Origin of the sequence: Massilia sp. Root418 (genome assembly GCF_001425265.1) — a bacterium.
Lineage (GTDB): Bacteria > Pseudomonadota > Gammaproteobacteria > Burkholderiales > Burkholderiaceae_D > Rugamonas.
Genome location: NZ_LMEC01000001.1, coordinates 461,951 through 479,238 on the forward strand (window position 1 = coordinate 461,951; position 17,288 = coordinate 479,238).

Annotated in this window: 14 protein-coding genes; 8 read left to right on the forward strand and 6 right to left on the reverse strand. The window is 66.8% G+C overall.

The features are described 5' to 3' along the window. Positions 1 to 3 precede the first annotated feature (3 nt). Positions 4 to 417: a response regulator gene (locus ASC94_RS01860; RefSeq protein WP_056389910.1), complete on the reverse strand. Its 414-nt coding sequence runs from the start codon at positions 415 to 417 to the stop codon at positions 4 to 6. Further along, positions 414 to 1,898: a PAS domain S-box protein gene (locus ASC94_RS01865; protein ID WP_229417134.1), complete on the reverse strand. Its 1,485-nt coding sequence runs from the start codon at positions 1,896 to 1,898 to the stop codon at positions 414 to 416. The genes ASC94_RS01860 and ASC94_RS01865 overlap by 4 nt, the downstream gene beginning before the upstream one ends. 182 nt (positions 1,899 to 2,080) lie before the next feature. On the opposite strand from ASC94_RS01865, the gene ASC94_RS01870 reads away from it, so the two are divergent. After that, positions 2,081 to 2,386, forward strand: coding sequence for a TraR/DksA C4-type zinc finger protein (locus ASC94_RS01870; RefSeq protein ID WP_082616026.1), 306 nt, complete (start codon positions 2,081 to 2,083; stop codon positions 2,384 to 2,386). Positions 2,387 to 2,436: 50 nt separating this feature from the next. After that, positions 2,437 to 3,273 carry a universal stress protein gene (locus tag ASC94_RS01875; protein WP_056389915.1) on the forward strand — a complete coding sequence of 279 codons (837 nt, stop codon included), beginning with the start codon at positions 2,437 to 2,439 and terminating at the stop codon, positions 3,271 to 3,273. Positions 3,274 to 3,307: 34 nt separating this feature from the next. On the opposite strand, the gene fnr is transcribed toward ASC94_RS01875, so the two are convergent. Continuing rightward, positions 3,308 to 4,069: a fumarate/nitrate reduction transcriptional regulator Fnr gene (gene fnr, locus ASC94_RS01880; protein ID WP_056389917.1), complete on the reverse strand. Its 762-nt coding sequence runs from the start codon at positions 4,067 to 4,069 to the stop codon at positions 3,308 to 3,310. A gap of 206 nt (positions 4,070 to 4,275) precedes the next feature. On the opposite strand from fnr, the gene ASC94_RS01885 reads away from it, so the two are divergent. The 6 genes from ASC94_RS01885 (at position 4,276) to ASC94_RS01915 (ending at position 14,319) form a co-directional block, all read left to right on the forward strand. Then, the gene (locus ASC94_RS01885) at positions 4,276 to 4,767 is read left to right on the forward strand and encodes a pyridoxamine 5'-phosphate oxidase family protein (protein ID WP_056389920.1); all 492 of its coding nucleotides are present in this window, start codon (positions 4,276 to 4,278) and stop codon (positions 4,765 to 4,767) included. 293 nt (positions 4,768 to 5,060) lie between these two features. Next, positions 5,061 to 6,269: a hypothetical protein gene (locus tag ASC94_RS01890; RefSeq protein WP_157201240.1), complete on the forward strand. Its 1,209-nt coding sequence runs from the start codon at positions 5,061 to 5,063 to the stop codon at positions 6,267 to 6,269. Positions 6,270 to 6,279: 10 nt separating this feature from the next. Then, positions 6,280 to 9,024: a Tat pathway signal sequence domain protein gene (locus tag ASC94_RS01895; RefSeq protein ID WP_082616028.1), complete on the forward strand. Its 2,745-nt coding sequence runs from the start codon at positions 6,280 to 6,282 to the stop codon at positions 9,022 to 9,024. Between the two features lie 13 nt (positions 9,025 to 9,037). Next, positions 9,038 to 11,254: a GDSL-type esterase/lipase family protein gene (locus ASC94_RS33430; RefSeq protein WP_229417135.1), complete on the forward strand. Its 2,217-nt coding sequence runs from the start codon at positions 9,038 to 9,040 to the stop codon at positions 11,252 to 11,254. A gap of 28 nt (positions 11,255 to 11,282) precedes the next feature. After that, positions 11,283 to 11,984: a GDSL-type esterase/lipase family protein gene (locus tag ASC94_RS01910; RefSeq protein WP_056389926.1), complete on the forward strand. Its 702-nt coding sequence runs from the start codon at positions 11,283 to 11,285 to the stop codon at positions 11,982 to 11,984. A 1-nt stretch (position 11,985) separates the two neighbouring features. Further along, positions 11,986 to 14,319, forward strand: a complete 2,334-nt coding sequence (locus tag ASC94_RS01915) for an outer membrane beta-barrel family protein (RefSeq protein WP_082616030.1) — start codon at positions 11,986 to 11,988, stop codon at positions 14,317 to 14,319. A gap of 20 nt (positions 14,320 to 14,339) precedes the next feature. On the opposite strand, the gene ASC94_RS01920 is transcribed toward ASC94_RS01915, so the two are convergent. From ASC94_RS01920 to ASC94_RS01930, 3 genes are read right to left on the reverse strand one after another with little or no spacing between them, the layout of a single operon-like run. Beyond that, positions 14,340 to 14,807: a nuclear transport factor 2 family protein gene (locus ASC94_RS01920; RefSeq protein ID WP_056389928.1), complete on the reverse strand. Its 468-nt coding sequence runs from the start codon at positions 14,805 to 14,807 to the stop codon at positions 14,340 to 14,342. A gap of 4 nt (positions 14,808 to 14,811) precedes the next feature. Further along, a complete protein-coding gene (locus tag ASC94_RS01925; RefSeq protein WP_056389930.1) occupies positions 14,812 to 15,522 on the reverse strand; it encodes a DUF6250 domain-containing protein in 711 nt (236 codons plus the stop codon). Further along, positions 15,519 to 17,234 carry a rhamnogalacturonan acetylesterase gene (locus ASC94_RS01930; RefSeq protein ID WP_056389933.1) on the reverse strand — a complete coding sequence of 572 codons (1,716 nt, stop codon included), beginning with the start codon at positions 17,232 to 17,234 and terminating at the stop codon, positions 15,519 to 15,521. The genes ASC94_RS01925 and ASC94_RS01930 overlap by 4 nt, the downstream gene beginning before the upstream one ends. Between the last annotated feature and the right edge of the window lie 54 nt (positions 17,235 to 17,288).

Genomic DNA, 17,288 nt, shown 5'->3' on the forward strand with positions numbered 1-17,288 from the left:
GGTTCAGGGCATCTCGCTCATGGTCCAGTAGCGGTCGATGGAGCGCATCACTTCCACGAAGGCGCGGTAATCGACCGGCTTGGCCATGTAGCCGGCCACGCCCAGGTCGAAGCTGCTGACCTTGTCTTGCTGCTCTGCCGAGGTGGTCAGCACCACCACCGGGATGGGGCGCAGCGCGGCATCGTTCTTGGCTTCGCGCAGGAACTCGATGCCGCTCATGATGGGCATGTTCAGGTCCAGCAGGATGATGCAGGGGCGTTCGCTGCCGGGCGTGCGCAGGTAGTCCAGCGCGGCTTCGCCGTGCTCCACCGCTACCACCGGGTTGCTCACGCCGATCTCCTTCAGGGCGCGCTTGACGGTCATCACGTCCACGCTGTCGTCTTCAATCAGGAGTATGGGCTTGCTTGCGTTCTTCATCGGCTATCCTTGGGCCAGGTGAAATAGAAGGTGGCGCCGGCGCCGGGCGCGGACTCGACCCAGACCCGGCCGCGGTACATTTCCACGATCTTTTTTACCAGCGCCAGGCCGACGCCGGTGCTCTCCACACGGTCGCGCGGGGCCAGGGTCTGGAACAGCTGGAAGATGCGCTCGAAATGGCGCGGTTCGATGCCGGGACCGTTGTCGGCCACCGCGAAGCGCCACTGGCTGCCGTCGTCGGTGCAGCGCACGGTGACCTGCCCGCCCTCGGGCCGGTCCATGTATTTGATGGCATTCGAGATCAGGTTATGGAACACCTGCTGCAGCCGGGTCGGCTCGCCGGCCACCGTGGGCAGGCCGGGCTGCACGGTCACCGCGATGCCGGGCGGCGGCGCCAGCAGGTCCACCACTTCTGCCAGCACGCGGTTCAGGTCCACGGCGGCCACCGCTTCCCGTACCCGGCCCACGCGCGAGTACTGCAGGATGCCGTCGATCAGCGCGCCCATGCGGTGCACGCGGTTGATCAGCAGGCGCATGTGCTCCTTGCCCTCGTCGTTGAACTGCTCGGCGTAGTCGGTGGCCAGCCAGTCGGCCAGCGAACCGATGCCGCGCAGCGGCGCCTTCAGGTCGTGCGACACCACGTAAGCGAAATTGGTCAGTTCCTCGTTCGCGCTGCTCAGTTCCTGCAGCAGCTGCTGGGTTTTCTGTTCGGCCTGCTTGCGCTCGGTGATGTCGCGCACCAGGCCGGTAAACATGCGCTTGCCGCCCAGGGTCATTTCCGCTACCGACAGATCCATGGGGAACACGCTGCCGTCGCGGCGCATGCCCTGCACTTCGCGGCCCTTGCCGATGATGCGCTTCTCGCCCGTGGCCAGGTAGTGCGCCAGGTAGCCGTCGTGCGCGCTGCGGTGTGGTTCGGGCATCAGCATGGAAATGTTGCGCCCGGCCACTTCGTCCTCGCGGTAGCCGAACATGCGCTCGGCCGCCGGGTTCAGGCGTTCCAGCGCACCGTGCTCGTCTATGGTGATGATGGCGTCCACGGCGGTTTCGAACACGGCGCGCATGCGCGCCTCGCTCTCTTCCAGCGCGCGCTCGGCGGCCTTGCGCACGCTGATGTCGTGCACGGTGGCCATCACCATGTCCTGCCCGTCCGGGCTGCGCAGCGGCGACAGGCTGACCTCGACCGGGAATTCGCGCCCGTCCCGGTGGCGCCCGAACAGCGCGGCGCCGGCCCCCATCACGCGCGGATGGGGCTGGGCGCTGTAGTTCTCGCGCAGCGCTTCGTGGCCGCGCCGGTAGCGTTCCGGGATCAGTGTTTCCACCGGCAAACCTTGCAGCTGCTGCTGGGTGTAGCCGAACAGCGCTTCCAGCGCGGGGTTGGCCAGCGCGATGGTGCCTGCGCGGTCAACGATGATGACCGGGTCCGTGGCCGCGGCCAGCAGCCAGGCCAGGCTCTGGTCGGCAATGGGAGGTGTCTGCACGCATGGTCCTGATGAGGAAAGTAGCCGACATCATACGATTGATGCGCCCTGCCGGTAAAGGGCTGCGCGGTCCCCGTGCCCGGCAGGCAAATTTCGGTGCGATTTGACATGGATCAAACAGCCCCCTGCCGGCCGCGCGGCGATTCCCCTACAGTGGTAGCCATGAGACAGCGGAGAGCGTGATGCAAGCGAAGGATGGACAGACAATGGCGGCCCTGGAACACAGCCTGCTGGAGCGGCGCGCGGCGCTGGCCGACGCGGTGCTGGCGCGCCTGCATGTCGACGGCAAGGACGAACTGGCCCTGTTGCACCCGGAATGCCGCGAGCTGGAAGCGGTGGAACGGGCGCTGGCCGGGATGGCCGACGGCAGCTACGGCCTGTGTCACGGCTGCGGACGGGCGATCGCCCCGGCGCGCCTCTTGGCGCAGCCGTCCGCCGCACTGTGCCTGGACTGCCAGCAAGAGAGCGAGCGGCGCTACCACGTCTAGCCCGGCCGCTGCGTAGCCGGGGAATATTTTCCACAAAGAAGGAGCACGCCATGACATACCGTACCATCCTGGTTCACGCCGACCTGTCGCGCCACGCGCCGCAGCGCATCCGCCTCGCCGCCACCCTGGCGCGCACCTTCGATGCCCACCTGGTGGGCGGCGCGATGACGGGCGTTTCCCGTTTCCTGCTGCCGGCCAGCGTCGCCATGGGCGGTCCGATGATCGCCGACCAGGTCGAGCTGATGCGCGGTAACGCCGAGCGCGCGCTGGTGGAATTCGACACGCTGGCCGGCCAGATGGGCGTCGCGTCCTACGAGCGCCGCCTGGTGCAGGACGACTTCGACGGCGGCATGGCACTGCAGGCGCGCTACGCGGACCTGGTGGTGCTGAGCCAGACCGACCCCGAGGAAAACGTCCCCGGCGCCTGGAATGACCTGCCCGAGTATGTGTTGCTGAACGCGGTGCGCCCGGTGCTGCTGGTGCCGTACGCCGGGACCTGGGAGCACGTCGGCAGCGAGGTGCTGGTGGCCTGGGACGGCAGCATGGAAGCCACGCGTGCCGTCACGGCCGCCCTGCCGCTGCTCAAGCAGGCGCCACGCGTGACGGTGGTGGTGTTCAATCCGCAGTCGCGCTACGGCGTGCACGGCCAGCAGCCGGGCGCCGACCTGGCGCTGTACCTGAGCCGGCACGGGGTACGGGTGGAAGTGAGCGCCCAGCCCACCGCGCTGGACGCGGGCAACGCCCTGCTGTCGCTGGCGGCGGACACGGGGGCTGACTTGCTGGTGATGGGCGGCTACGGCCACGCCCGGCTGCGGGAGATGCTGCTGGGCGGCGTGACTGCCACCATCCTGAGGGATATGACCTTGCCGGTGCTGATGGCGCACTGAGCGCGCGCCGCGGACCGGGCGCCCGCTGGCCGCGTCAGGCGGCTTCGCACTCCGGTTCCATGCGGCCGGCGGCCAGGTCCTGCAGGCCGGCCAGGTCGAGGATGCGCAGGTCGCGGTTGTGCAGGTCGATCCAGCCGGCCTTGCGGAACCGCGCCAGCAGGCGGCTGATGCTCTCGATGGTCAGGCCCAGGTAGCCGCCGATGTCCTCGCGCGACATGCGCAGCTGGAAGCTGGACTGCGAGAATCCGCGCGCGGCATAGCGTGCGCCCAGTTGCGTGAGCAGCAGCGCCAGGCGCTGTTCGGCGCGCATGTTGCCAAGGAATAAAGCCACCGCCTGCTCGCGCTGGATCTCGCGCGCCATGGTGCGGTGGAACTGCTGCATCAGCTCGGGCACCTGGGCCACCAGTTCCTGCAGCCGGGCGAATGGGATCTCGCACACTTCGCTGTCCTCCAGCGCCACCGCGCTGCAGCTGTGCTGGCCGGCGCCGATGGCTTCCATGCCCAGCAGGTCGCCGGCCATGTGGAAGCCCGTGATCTGCTGCTCGCCACGCTGGTTCACCTGGGCGGTCTTGAAGTGCCCCAGGCGCACCGCGTACAGGCTGCCGAACGACTGGCCCATGCTGAACAGCTGCTCGTCGCGCTGGACCTTGCGGCGGCGCGAAATAATCTGGTCCAGACGGCGCATCGTGTCCTCGCCCAGGCCCTGTGGCAGGCAAAAGCGGTTGAAGCTGCACAAGCCGCAACGCGGCTGGGCGGGCGCGCGGCTGGCGGATGCGATGGGAATGATGGCGTTCATGGTTGGCTCCGCGATGGTGTGCGCGCGTGGTTGCGCTGTCGATGGTGCCAGTATCGTGCACCCGTGCGTGCAGCGGTATCGGGTATCCCGGCTACATGCCGTAGGGGATCCCCTACACGCAGCCAAGGCGGGCCAATTTGACCTGGATCAAGGATGATGCCTGCCCCGAAGGGCTACAGTGGCGCCATACCTGAACGGAGGCCGAGATGGACACATTGCATGCCGAAGCGCGCGGCCGGATACTGGCCATCCTCTCTGCCGGCGCCGACCTGGCGCTAGCCACGCTGCGCCCGGACGGCTATCCGCAGGCCACCACCGTCAGCTACGTCAACCAGGGACTGGTGCTGTACGCCGGGATCGGGCTTGACAGCCAGAAGGCCCACAACATCGAGGCAAATCCCCGGGTGTCCCTAACGCTGACCCTGCCCTACGCGCACTGGGGTGAAATTCGCGGTATCTCGGCCGGGGCCACCGCCACGATTATCAACGGCGCAGCCGGACTGGCGAGCGTGGCGGCCCTCATGGTGCGCAAATTCCCGGAAATCCGGCGCATGCAGGACGCCGGCAAGGCGCCGGACTGGGGCAGCGTGCTGGTGCTGCGCATAGAGCCGCAGGTGATTTCGCTGCTGGACTACACCCGGGGCTTCGGGCACACCGAACTGTTCGCGGTGCCGCCGGACGCCTGCGCAGGCGACTAAAACGCCCGGGCGGCGTCAGCCTGCGCTACTGCAAGCTAATCTGCTGCGCCGGCGGCAGGCCGCTTTGCGCACTGTTTTTGCCTTACACCGTCAACCCTTCCTGCATCTAGCGAAACGGCATCGCGCCGTCCGGGCCGGGCGCACCCATTTAATAGCGTAGCGCGCCCTCACGTTTCGCGCACGTATCGCTTTGTATCACTCATAAACATGATTAGATTGCGCCAGCCGTTGACACTGCCGGGGGGACTCTCGATACTCGGTAGCCATCCATATTTCCAGCTTGACAAGGTCTTATGCCAGTCCTCCGACATATCAGGCGGCGCACCGCCGGCAACGCAGCTGCGCTGTCGCTCGTCCTGGCTTCGTGCGCCGCCGCCGCTGCCCCTCCCCTGCCTGCCAGCTATATGGACCAGCTACGCCGCGCCGAAGGTGAGCCCGTCAATCTGCAGGCGCTGGGCACTGTGCGCAGCTTTGTCGGCGACTACGCAGGCGCCATGGCGGCGTTTGACCAGGTCCAGCGCAAGACGCCGGGCGGGGACGACCCACGGAACGCCGGAAAACTGGACGGCGCTGTCGCAAAGGACGCCATCGAGGCCATCGTGGAACAGGCGCGCGGCAAACGCGTGGTGCTGCTGAACGAGGCGCACCACGTGCCCATGCACCGCGCCTTCGCCATGCGGCTCGCTTCGGAGCTGCGCAAGATCGGCTACACCTACCTTGCCTGCGAGGCGTTCAGCAATGACGCTACCGGCACCGGACCCGGGCCCGTCGTCACCATGGCCGACGGCTACTACCTGCGCGACCCTGTGTTTGCCCAGTTCATCCGCTCCGCCGTGGCTGACAACTGGAAGCTGGTGCCCTACGAGTCGCCGTCCGATCCGGCGCAGCTGCCGGCGGAACGGATCAAGGCGCGGGAAATGGGACAGGCGCGGAACCTGGTGGAAAAGATCTTCGCCAGGGACAAGGACGCGAAAGTATTCGTCTACGTGGGCTACGGCCATCTGCTTAAAACGCCTGCCGGCCAGGAAGGCGGCATGGTCATGATGGGCGAGTACCTGCGGCGCCTGACCGGGCTCGATACCCTGCATGTTGAACAGCAGCGCTTCTTTGCGCACCCCGACCCGGCGGACAACAGCGCCACCTACAACGCCATTCAAGCCCGGTTTCCCCAGTCTGCGCCCTATGTGCTGAAATCCGCCGCAGGCAAGGACATCCTGTTCAATGGCATGGAAGGCCGTGCCGACATGCAGGTAGTCTTCCCAGCCTACGGCGCCGATGCGGCATCCGGCCGCCCTGCGTGGCTGCAGACGCTGGCACTGCGCCATGCGCAGCCGATTCCTGCCGGGCTGCTGCCGGCCACGGGCCGCAGGTTGATACAGGCCCACTTCGAGGCCGATCCGGCCGATGCCGTGCCCGCCGATGTCGTGCTGGTCGAAGCGGGCAAGCCGGTCCCCAGCTTCATGCTGCCGCCCGGGAAATTCCGATACAGCTTCCAGGATTGAGAGACGCATAGTGAACACATTCAACCGCCGCGCATTCCTCCAGATTTCCGCGCTGGGCGCCATGCCCCTGGCATCCATTACCGCCGCGCAGGGCGCGGGTCCGGCCGCCTCGCCGCAGACGAAACCCGCGCCGCTGGCCGCGCCACCCGAGACCAGCGCGGAGCTGAGCTGGCTGGAAGGCGCCCCTTCCGCGCACGCCGGCGTCACGCTGGGCGTGCCCTGGCCGCAGGGCAAACTGCCGCGCAACCAGGCGTTCGCATTATCCGCCGCCGGCGCCCCCGGCTCCGCCATGACCGTCCAGAGCTGGCCGCTGGCCTACTGGCCGGATGGCTCCCTGAAATGGACCGCCCACGCCCTGGCCGCTGGCCAGGCTGCTGCCGGCAAACTGCTGATCAAGCCTGTCAAGGCGCGCACGGCGCCGGCTTCCGCCGGTGCTGGTGCCCAGGTGGCGTTGCGCGACACCGGCGCCGCGATCGAGATCTCCACCGGCGTGATCTCATGCAGCGTCCCGAAACGCGGCCCGCACCTGATCGCCGCGATCTCGCGCGGAGGCCGGGAAATTGCCCGTGCCGGAAAACTGGTGGCGCTGAGCGACGACCAGCCCGACGGCAGCAGCGGGGCCACGCGCCACACGGCGTTTGAAAGCGACGTCAAGACGGTCACGGTGGAGCAGCGCGGCCCGGTCCGCGCCGTCGTCAAGATCGACGGCATGCACCGCAGCGGCCAGCGCGCCTGGCTGCCGTTCTCGGTGCGGCTGTACTTTTACGCAGGTGCCGAATCGGTCCGCATCATGCACACCTTCGTGTTCGACGGCGACGAGCACAAGGAATTCATACGCGGCATCGGCCTGCGCTTCAACGTGCCGATGCGCGACCCGCTGCACGACCGCCACGTGCGTTTTGCCGGCGAGGACAAAGGCCTGTGGGCCGAGGCCGTGCGCGGCCTGACGGGCCTGCGGCGCGATCCCGGCACGGCCTTTCGTTCGGCCCAGGTGGCGGGGCAGGCCTGCCCGCCGCTGGAAGCCATGGCGCCCAACGTGCGCAAGCTGATGCACCTGATCCCGGCCTGGGGCGACTATACGCTGTCGCAGCTGTCGGCGGACGGCTTCCAGATCCGCAAGCGCACCAAGCCTCGCCACGGCTGGATCGACGCCGCCTGGGGCCGCCGCGCGCCGGGCGCGGGCTATATTGGCGGCGCGTCCGGCGGCGTGGCCTTCGGCCTGCGCGACTTCTGGCAGCGCCACCCCACCCAGCTCGACATCCGCAACGCCCACACGGACGACGCCGAGGTGACGCTGTGGATGTGGTCCCCGGACGCGCAGACGATGGATATGCGCTTCTACCACGATGGCATGGGCATGGAGACCCACGCCGACGAACTGGATGGCCTGGAGATCACCTACGAAGACTACGAAAAAGGCTACGGCAGCCCGCACGGCGTGGCGCGCAGCAGCGAGATCACCTTGTGGGCGCTGGCTGCCACCCCGTCGCGCGAGGCCATGGCCGCCATTGCGCAGGCGGTGCAGTCGCCGCCGCAGCTGGTGGCGCAGCCCGCGCACTTCCTGGCTTGCGGCGTGTTCGGCGGCATGTGGAGCCTGCCGGACCGTTCGCATCCGTCCAAGGCGCTGATCGAGGATGAGCTGGACCGCCGCTTCGACTACTACCGGGGCCAGGTGGAGCAGCGCCACTGGTACGGCTTCTGGAACTACGGCGACGTGATGCACACCTACGACGCGGACCGCCACGTGTGGCGCTACGACGTGGGCGGCTACGCCTGGGACAATTCGGAGCTCTCGCCAGACCTGTGGCTGTGGTATTCCTTCCTGCGCAGCGGCCGCGCCGACATCTTCCGCCTGGCCGAAGCCATGGTGCGCCACACCAGCGAGGTGGACATCTACCACCTGGGCCGCTTCGCCGGCCTGGGCACGCGCCACAACGTGCAGCACTGGGGCTGCAGCGCCAAGCAGGTGCGCATCAGCGCCGCCGTGTACCGGCGCTTCTATTACTACCTGACCGCAGACGAGCGCATCGGCGACATCATGCAGGAGCTGCTCGATGCGGACGCCAAGCTGGCCGACGTGGACCCGGTGCGCAAGCGCGCCGCACCACTGGACAAGTCGGTGCATCCGGCCCGCGCCAGCTTCGGCACGGACTGGGGCTCGCTGGCGGGGAACTGGCTCACCGAGTGGGAACGCGGCGGCAAGCCGCTGTACAAGAACAAGCTGCTGGCCGGCATGCGCGACATCGCGGCCATGCCGCACGGCTTCTTCAGCGCCGATCGTGCCGGCTACGAGCCGAAAGACGGCCACATGGCCAATATGATCGGCGACAAGGTGGCCGCCAGCCACCTCAACGCGGTCTTCGGCGCGGTGGAGGTGTTCGCCGAGCTGATTGCCGTCACCGGCGACAAGGATTTCGAGCGCGCCTGGGTACAGTACTGCACGCTGTACAACGCCAGCCGGGAAGAACAGATCAAGGCACTGGGCATGCCGCACGGCGGCACCAACGCGCTGCGCGTGGGCCATTCACGGCTCACGGCCTATGCCGCCTGGCGCACCAGGAACGCCGAGCTGGCGCGCCGGGCATGGCGCGAATTCAACGAGCGCCCCGCCCCGCTGGTGCGCCCGGTTGAGCTGCGCGGCCCGGCCGTGCTCAATCCGGTACAGGAAGTGGACTGGATCAGCACCAACGACACAGCGCAATGGGGCCTGGCCGCGATCCAGAACCTGGCGCTGATCGGCGACTACATTCCCTGAGAAGCCATTACACATGAATATGAAGACTACCTTGATCGCCCTGACGCTGGCCGGCGCATTCTCCGCCAGCTTCTCCGCCTCGGCGCAAACCGCCGGCCCACGCAAATTCGACTTCGGGGCGCTGCCTAAGGCTGGCTACACCGCCGTGCCGGCAACGGCCGAATACACGCCCGGCCGGGGCTATGGCTTCGAGCCCGGTGCCGCAGCCGGAAAGCCCTCCTTCTTCTCGGTGGACCTCCCGGAAGGCAATTACAACGTCACCGTCACGCTGGGCGGCCCGCAGGAAGCCGTCACCACCATCAAGTCCGAGCTGCGCCGGCTGATGCTGGAAAACGTGCACACGGCAGCCGGGAAAACCGAAGTGCGCGCCTTCACCGTCAACATCCGCACGCCGCAAATCCCCGCCCGCGAAGGGCTGGCCGCCGGCGTGGTCAAGCTCAAGGCGCCGCGTGAAACCGTGCAGGAAGCCTGGAACTGGGACCGCCGCCTGACGCTGGAATTCAACGGCGCCAATCCGGCGGTGCGCGCCATCGAGATCACGCCGGTCCAGGCGCCGACCATCTTCCTGCTGGGCGATTCCACCGTGTGCGACCAGCCGGGCGAGCCCTACGCCAGTTGGGGCCAGATGCTGCCGCGCTTCCTGAAGCCCGGCATCGCCGTCGCCAACCACGGCGAATCCGGCGAAACCTACCGCGACTCCCTGGCCCGCCGCCGCCTGGACAAGGTCTTGAGCGCCCTGCGTCCCGGCGACACCGTGATGATGCAGTTCGGGCACAACGACCAGAAGCAGATCAAGGAAGGCAAAGGCGGCCCGTTCACCACCTACAAGGCCGAGATCAAGGAGCACGTGGACCGCGTGCGCGCCCGGGGCGGCGTGCCGGTGATTATCTCGTCCATGGAGCGCCGCGCCTTCGACGCCAGCGGCAAGGTCATTCCTTCGCTGATTGACTACGCCACCGCCGCCCGCCAGTCGGCGCAGGAGCTGGGCGTGGCCTTCATCGACCTGAATGCCATGAGCAAGCCGCTGTATGAGGCGCTCGGCACGGAGGCGTCCAAGGCGGCGTTTGCTGAACCGCAGCCCGGCCGCATCGACAACACGCACCACAACAACTACGGCGCCTACGAGCTGGCGCAAGCGGTGCTGACCGGCATGCGCCAGGCCGGCGTGCCAGCCGCATCCTTCATCGCCGACGGCTACGGCGCCTTCGATCCGTCCAAGCCGGACCCGGTAGCCAAATTCGCCGTGCCGGCCAGTCCCACGTTCACCAATGAACGGCCGCTGGGCGACGAGGCCAATACCGGCGCGGAAGCCGACACCAAAGCAAATGCCAACGCCTTTGTCTTTGCCTACTTCACGAAGAACGGTGAGGACGGCCTGCACCTTGCCGCCAGCGCAGACGGCTACCGCTGGGAGAAGCTGGGCGGCGGCCGCAGCTATCTCGCGCCCAAGGTCGGCATCTCCAAGCTGATGCGCGACCCGTGCATCGTGCGCGGCCCGGACGGCACTTACCACATGGTCTGGACCTCGGGCTGGAAGGAAAACAACATCGGCTACGCGTCCTCGAAAGACCTGGTCAACTGGTCCGAGCAGCAGGAACTGCCGGTGATGGCGCACGAAAAGGGCGTGCTCAATGCCTGGGCGCCGGAGATCGTGTACGACGAGCAGCGCGCGGAATACCTGATCTTCTGGGCTTCCACCGTGCCGGGCAAGTTCACGGAAACCGCCGGTTCGTCCGAGGAAAAGTACAACCACCGCCTGTACGCCACCACCACCAGGGATTTCAAGACGTTCACGCCCACCAGGCTGTTCTACGATCCCGGCTTCAGCGTCATCGACGCCACCTTCGTGCGCGCCAACGGCAAGAACCACTTGCTGGTCAAGGACGAAACCGTGAAGCCGCCGCGCAAATACCTGCAAGTGGCGGATGCGCCGGCATTGAGCGGCCCGTTCGGAAAGCTGAGCGCGCCCATCACGCCCGAAGGCATGTGGGTGGAAGGCCCGACCGCCATCCAGGCCGGTGAGGACATCATCGTCTACTATGACGCCTACCGCGACAAGCACTACGGCGCCATCCGCTCGCGCGACCTGGTGACGTGGGAAGACGTGACCGCAAAAATGCGCTTCCCCGACGAAGGCACGCCGGTGCGCATGCGCCACGGCACCGCCATCGCCGTACCCGCAGCGCTGGTCGAGCAGCTGCGCACGCAATCGACGACAATCAAACCATAAACTAACCGTCAACTTTCGGAGACCCTGCATGAAACGACTGCTGCTTGCCTTTGCCACCGCCGCCGCACTGAATCTCGGTTTGTCGCTGCCCGCGGCCGCCCTCGATCCTGCCACCACCACCGCCAGCGACCAGAACTACCTCGCACGCGTGCCTTACCAGACCTATTTCGCGGACTATCTCGCGCTGCGCAAAGGCCGCCAGGCCGACATCATCTTCATCGGCGACTCCATCACCGAGCAGTTCCGCTGGGGCTTGGGCGCATCGGTCTGGAACACGCGTTTCGAGAACCGCGCCTTCGATTTCGGCCTGGGCGCGGACCGGACGCAACACGTGCTGTGGCGGCTGGACAATTTCGACCTGTCCTTCCTGAAGCCGAAGGTAGCGGTCATCATGATCGGCACCAACAACGTCAGCAACGAGCCCGAAGACATCGCCTCGGGTATCAAGGCCGTGGTGGCCGCCACCCAGAAGAAATTCGCCGGCGTGAAAGTGGTCGTGGTCAGCATCCTCCCGAACGCCCGCGCCACCCAGCGCATGGAAGAAGTGAACAAGCTGATCGCGCCCCTGGCCGATGGCAAGTCCATCTGGTATCTGAACCTCGCGGCCCGCTTCACGCCCGAAGGCGACAACTGGAAAGGCCTGACCGGCGACAAGCTGCACCTCACCACCGCCGGCTACAACATGTGGGCCGACGACCTCGAAGCCCTCCTCGCCACCATTCCGAAATAGCATGACCAACCGGCACACCGTAGGGCGGGTTAGCCGCAGGCGTAACCCGCCGCGTGCCATCGCCGCATGCATCATCCTCGCATTCGCACCACCGGGCCAGGCCCAAACCGCCCCGCCGCCCACGGTCACCATCAAAAAAACGCCCCCAAAACCGCCGGAACCTCCCGCCACGCCCACCAGCGGCGACGCAGCTGAACCGCCCAGCGTGGTCGTCTCCGCAGAACGCCCCACCAACCGCATCGACCGCCAGGTCTACGACGTCAAGTCCGACGTCGGCGCCAGCAACGGATCCGCAGCGGACGCCCTCAACAGCGTCCCCTCGGTGGCGGTCGACCCCGACGGCTCCGTCACCCTGCGCGGCAGCCCCAACGTCCAGATCCTGATCGACGGCAAACCGTCCGCCATGCTGCAGGGCGAGAACCGGGGCGCCTCGCTGAACGCCATCCCCGCCGAGGACATCGAATCGGTGGAGGTGATCAACAACCCGGGCGCACAGTTCGGCAACGACGCCGGCGGCGGCCCTATCATCAACCTGGTGATGCGGCGCACGCGCCGGCCGGGCGGCTTTGGCGTGGTCAACGCCAACGGCGGCACGGCAGGCCGCTACAACGCGGCACTCAGCGGCACCTACAACTCGGGCGTGTTCGGCATCCAGGGCGGACTGAACGTCCGCCACGACGGCCGCGCCGGCAGTGGCGAAACGGTGCGCGACCGCATCGACCCGCTCACCGGCGCCATGGTACACAGCACGCAATTCGCCAGCTCCTCCGGCCTGAACGACAACGTGGGCGCCAACGCCACGCTGAACTACAACGCCGGTGCCAAGGACACCCTGGCCGCCAGCGTCTCCTACCAGGGCCGCGACAACGCACAGCGCTCGCAGGACCGCTACCTGCGCTACGCCGCGGCCGGCGGCGCGTTGGACAGCGACTACACCCGCAGCACCCGGCGCGGCGGCGACGCCCGCAATTACGGCTGGGGCGCGCGCTGGGAGCACAAAGGCACGGCCGATGGCGAAACCATGAAGATGGATCTGCGCGTCACGTCGGCCGATAACACCGTCAACAACGCTTACCAGAACGTCTACGCTGTTGCGCCGCGCGGCGCGCTGGACCAGAAGAGCTTCCAGGATAACGTCACCAGCAACCGCATTGTCGACTTCACCGGCGACTACGAGCTGCCGATTGGCCGCGCCATGCTCAAGCTGGGCTACAAGATCGCAGACAACCGCAGCGATTTCGACATCCTCTACACCGATACGGACCCGGTTTCGCAGCTGCCCCACGTGAACACGCAGCGCAGCAACCGCTTCCGCATGGACGAGAAGAACACGGCGCTGTATGGCTCTTACCAGACGCGCCTGAATGAAAAATGGGGCGTGCTGGGCGGCATGCGCGTGGAGCACACCGGTCTCGACGTCGAGCAGCTGACCACGCACGTGAACGCATCGAACAGCTACATCAGCTACATTCCGAGCGCCTATGCGACTTATAAATGGTCGGACGACACCAACCTGCGCTTCAGCTACGCGCACCGCCTGCGCCGTCCTAACGCCTACGAGCTCAATCCCTTCGTCATCTACCGCGACGAATTGAACGTCTCGGCCGGCAATCCGCAGCTCAATCCCACCAGGACAGATTCGTTCGAGATCGGCTACGAGAGCCGCATCGCCGGCATGGAGACCAATCTGCGCGCCTACCATCGCAGGGACCGGGACTCGATCCTGATCCGGCGCTACTTCATCAGCGACACAGTGCTGCTGACGACGCCCGCCAACGGTGGCCGCAACAACGCGAGCGGACTGGAATTCACAGTGCACGGCAAGGTCATGCCCGGCCTGTCGGTGAACGCCAGCGGCAACCTGGGGCACACGGAACAGTTGACGGAGGACTTGTACGGCTTCACCAGCACGCGCACCACGTCTTCGCTGAGCGGGCGCCTGCGGGTGAACTACCAGGCCACGCCTGACGACCAGCTGCAGGCCATGGTGCAGACCCAGGGTAAAGCTCTTTACGGCCAAGGCGTGCGGCAGCCCAACACCACGGTCAACTTCAGCATGCGCCACGCGATCACGCCGAAATTGAGCCTGGTGCTGAACGTCACGGACGTGTTCGACGCGAACCGGATTGAAACCGTCACCAACACGGCGACGCTGAAGGAGACCAGCATCCGGCGCTCGGACGGGAGGATCGTCTACGTGGGCTTATCCTACCGGCTGGGCGGCTTCACGCCGGGAACGGGCGCCGGGCCGAGGCCGGCCGGGGTCCAAGGTCAAGGCCAAGGCCAAGGCCAGGGACAAGGCCAAGGACAGCGCAGCAGCGGCGGGCCGCGTTAGGCAGGCCGCACTTTGCCGCGCTACTTCGCAGTCGGCCGCTCGGCCTCACTGGACCAGACCTTCATGGTTTGCACCGCCAGCAGCTTGCAGCCGGCGGCCGTGTTCACGTAAGTGCGCATGAACTGGTAGCGGTTGCTGCGCCAGGTTTTGCCGTCGGCGTTCCATGCCTCTACCGTGCTTTGGCCGCGCAGCACCACCGTGTCCCCCAGCACCTGCGCCTGCACGCCGCTGGTGGTGCGGGACTTGGGTATGCTGGCGGGCTTACGCGCCCGGGCCACCACTGCGGCCTTGTCGTCAATGGACGAGACCAGATTGTGGACCCAGACAAATTCTTCGGCCAGCAGGTTCTCAAGGAAAGAGGCGTCGCCAACGCGAGTCGCCTCTTCATACTGCGCGTCGCGCGCGATCAGGTCAGCAACGGGCAGGCAGGGTGCGGCCTGTGCCAAGGCCGGCAAGGCTGCGAGCAGTAGCAATAGTGTCGGTTTCATGCAGCTATTCTAGTCGGTAGACCTTGAAATCGGTGATTTCCTGGCGCGAGTGTGTGGTGCGGAAGCCGAAATAGCCCTTGCGCAGCGGCTCGGGATCGCGGTAGGTGAAGAAGGTTTCGCCGTCCACCGCGATACGCGTGCAGCCCTGGTAGACCGAGATATCGATCTGGTACTCGCGATTGGGCAGCAGCAGATGGTCGCTGTCCGCCATGTCGCCAAGCAGAACACGCTGGCCCTTGCCGTCGTATTTGCGGAAGCGCGTGGTGGTATTGCTGTTGCCGCCCATGCCCATGTAGTACAAGCTCAGTGCATCGTACTGCGCGAACGTGCCGTCCCGGGTGAACAGGTTGGCGTTGCGCGGATCGCTGGCCATCCAGAACTGGTTCAGGTCGGACAGGCGGTCGTTCTGGCCGCCGCGCATCAGCATCGTGCGGCGGTAGCTGATGTGGACGTCGCCGGACAGCTCGGGCTTGAACCACACGGTAGCGTCCCCCGCCACGTCTATCGTCAGCTTGCCCTGTGCTGCAGCCACCCTGGAAGCGGCGCCGGCCCGGTACTCGGGCACCCAGCTGGCCAGCCCTTGCTCAAACCCGTCCGCATGCAGCAGTGCTCCCTGCTTCCCCCAACTGGCGCAGTCCTGCGCCAGCGCGGCACAGGAAGTCAGCACGCCAAGCGCCAAGGTCACGGCGGTGGCAGCGGCCCGGGCGGCGTTCATTGCCGAGCCTGCCCGGCCGGTGCAGCCGCAGGCGGCACGGCCTTACCCTGTGAAGACAGGAACGGCGCTACCGGATTGCGCGGCAGGCCATTCGACGCCGAGATCACGCTGCGCGCGTTGAACTGCGCGCCGGCGTCGTTGGTGTGGGTGCGCGCATCCGCAAACAGCCCGGCCACGGCGGGCGCCCCAAGCTGGCGATAGCCATCGCTGACGACCATGGTCAAGTCGGCGAACTGCGCGCCGCCAGCCGCCGCCACCTCGGCGTCCCACTGGGCAAACGCCGCAAAGTCCCGCCCCTGCTCCCATGCGTCCTTGTGCGGCACGGGCGAGAGCAAAACCACGGAAGCGCCCTTCGCCTTCGCGTCCGCCACGTACTTGGCCATGTACCAGCCAAAGGTATGCACCTGCTCCTTGCTGCCGTCCGGTTTGACGTCCTCCACGGTCTCAGGCCCGGTGCCTTTGCCGGATGCCCTGCCCTTCATGGCCGGGTCGCCGATCCGGCCGCCGTCGTTGTGGCCGAACTGAATCAGCACCACGTCCCCGGCCTTCATCTGCGCCAGCACCTTGTCCCAGCGGCCCTCGGTCAGGAAGGTGCGGCTGCTGCGGCCGCCGATGGCGTGATTGACCACGTTCACCCTGGTGGTGTCGAAGTACGGCGCGATGCGTTCGCCCCAGCCGAACATGCCGTTCGATCCGCCGCTGCGCACCGTGGAATCGCCGACGATGAAGACGTTCGGCAGCGCAGGATCGCGCGGCACGTCGCCGCGCACCTTGGCGCCGTCCACCACCGGCCGCTCGTCCTCCGCAGGGGCAATCCCGGCCGCCTTCGCACTGAATGCCGCCTGCACCACAGGAAGGCGCAAAGCCTTCAGGCCGGCCACCACGAGGCGCGCATTCAATTCCGCGCCGGCCCAGTTGGTGTGTACCCTTTCATCCGGCGTCACCAGCGGGAACAGCTTCATTACCGCTTCGCGGCCCAACTCATCGTATTTGCGGGCCGCCATGTCGTTCAGGTCGATGAAGCCAACGCCTTCCTGGCGCGCCACTTCGGCGGCCCAGCCGGCGTAATCGGCCTTGCCGCGTCCGACCTTGCCGTCCGCGTCCCACATCTTGCGCGGAATCGGCGAGCAGATGATGGGCGTGGCGCCTTTTGCGCGAATTTCGGCGACGTAGCGGCGCAGATACCAGCCGTAGCTGCGCACCGTTTCCTGCTTGCCGGTGAGCTGATTGTCGATTTCCTGGCTCTCCTCGCCCACGCCCCGGATGGTGCCGCGCGCGCGGCTGGCGTCGTTGATGGCGCTGGAGTCGTTGTGCCCGAACTGCATGATGACCACGTCGCCCGCCTTGATGAACGGCAGCGTGCGTTCCCAATGGCCGCCGCTGATGTACGTCCGGCTGCTCAAGCCGCCGATGGCGCGGTTCACCACATTGATTTTGGCGGGGTCGAAATAGGCGGCGATCGGATTGCCCCAGCCCCACTGGCCTTCCTCGCCCTTGCCCTGGCCGTCGTCCCTGCCATTGCGCACGGTGGAGTCGCCTATCAGGAGCAGCGTTGGAAGGGCCGGGTTGGCCGGCTCCGGCAGCTGCGGGCGGGCCTGCGCCGGGTCGGTGTTGACGGCGGCGGGCAAGGCGTTCTGCGCCGATGCCGACCATGCGATACAGCAGGCCAGGATGGATGCGGCGTGGCCCAGCGCCTTCAGGATCTTATTCATGACGACAATTTTATGCGATCGAATTGCCGGTCCGTGCCCGGCTTGCAAAGAATC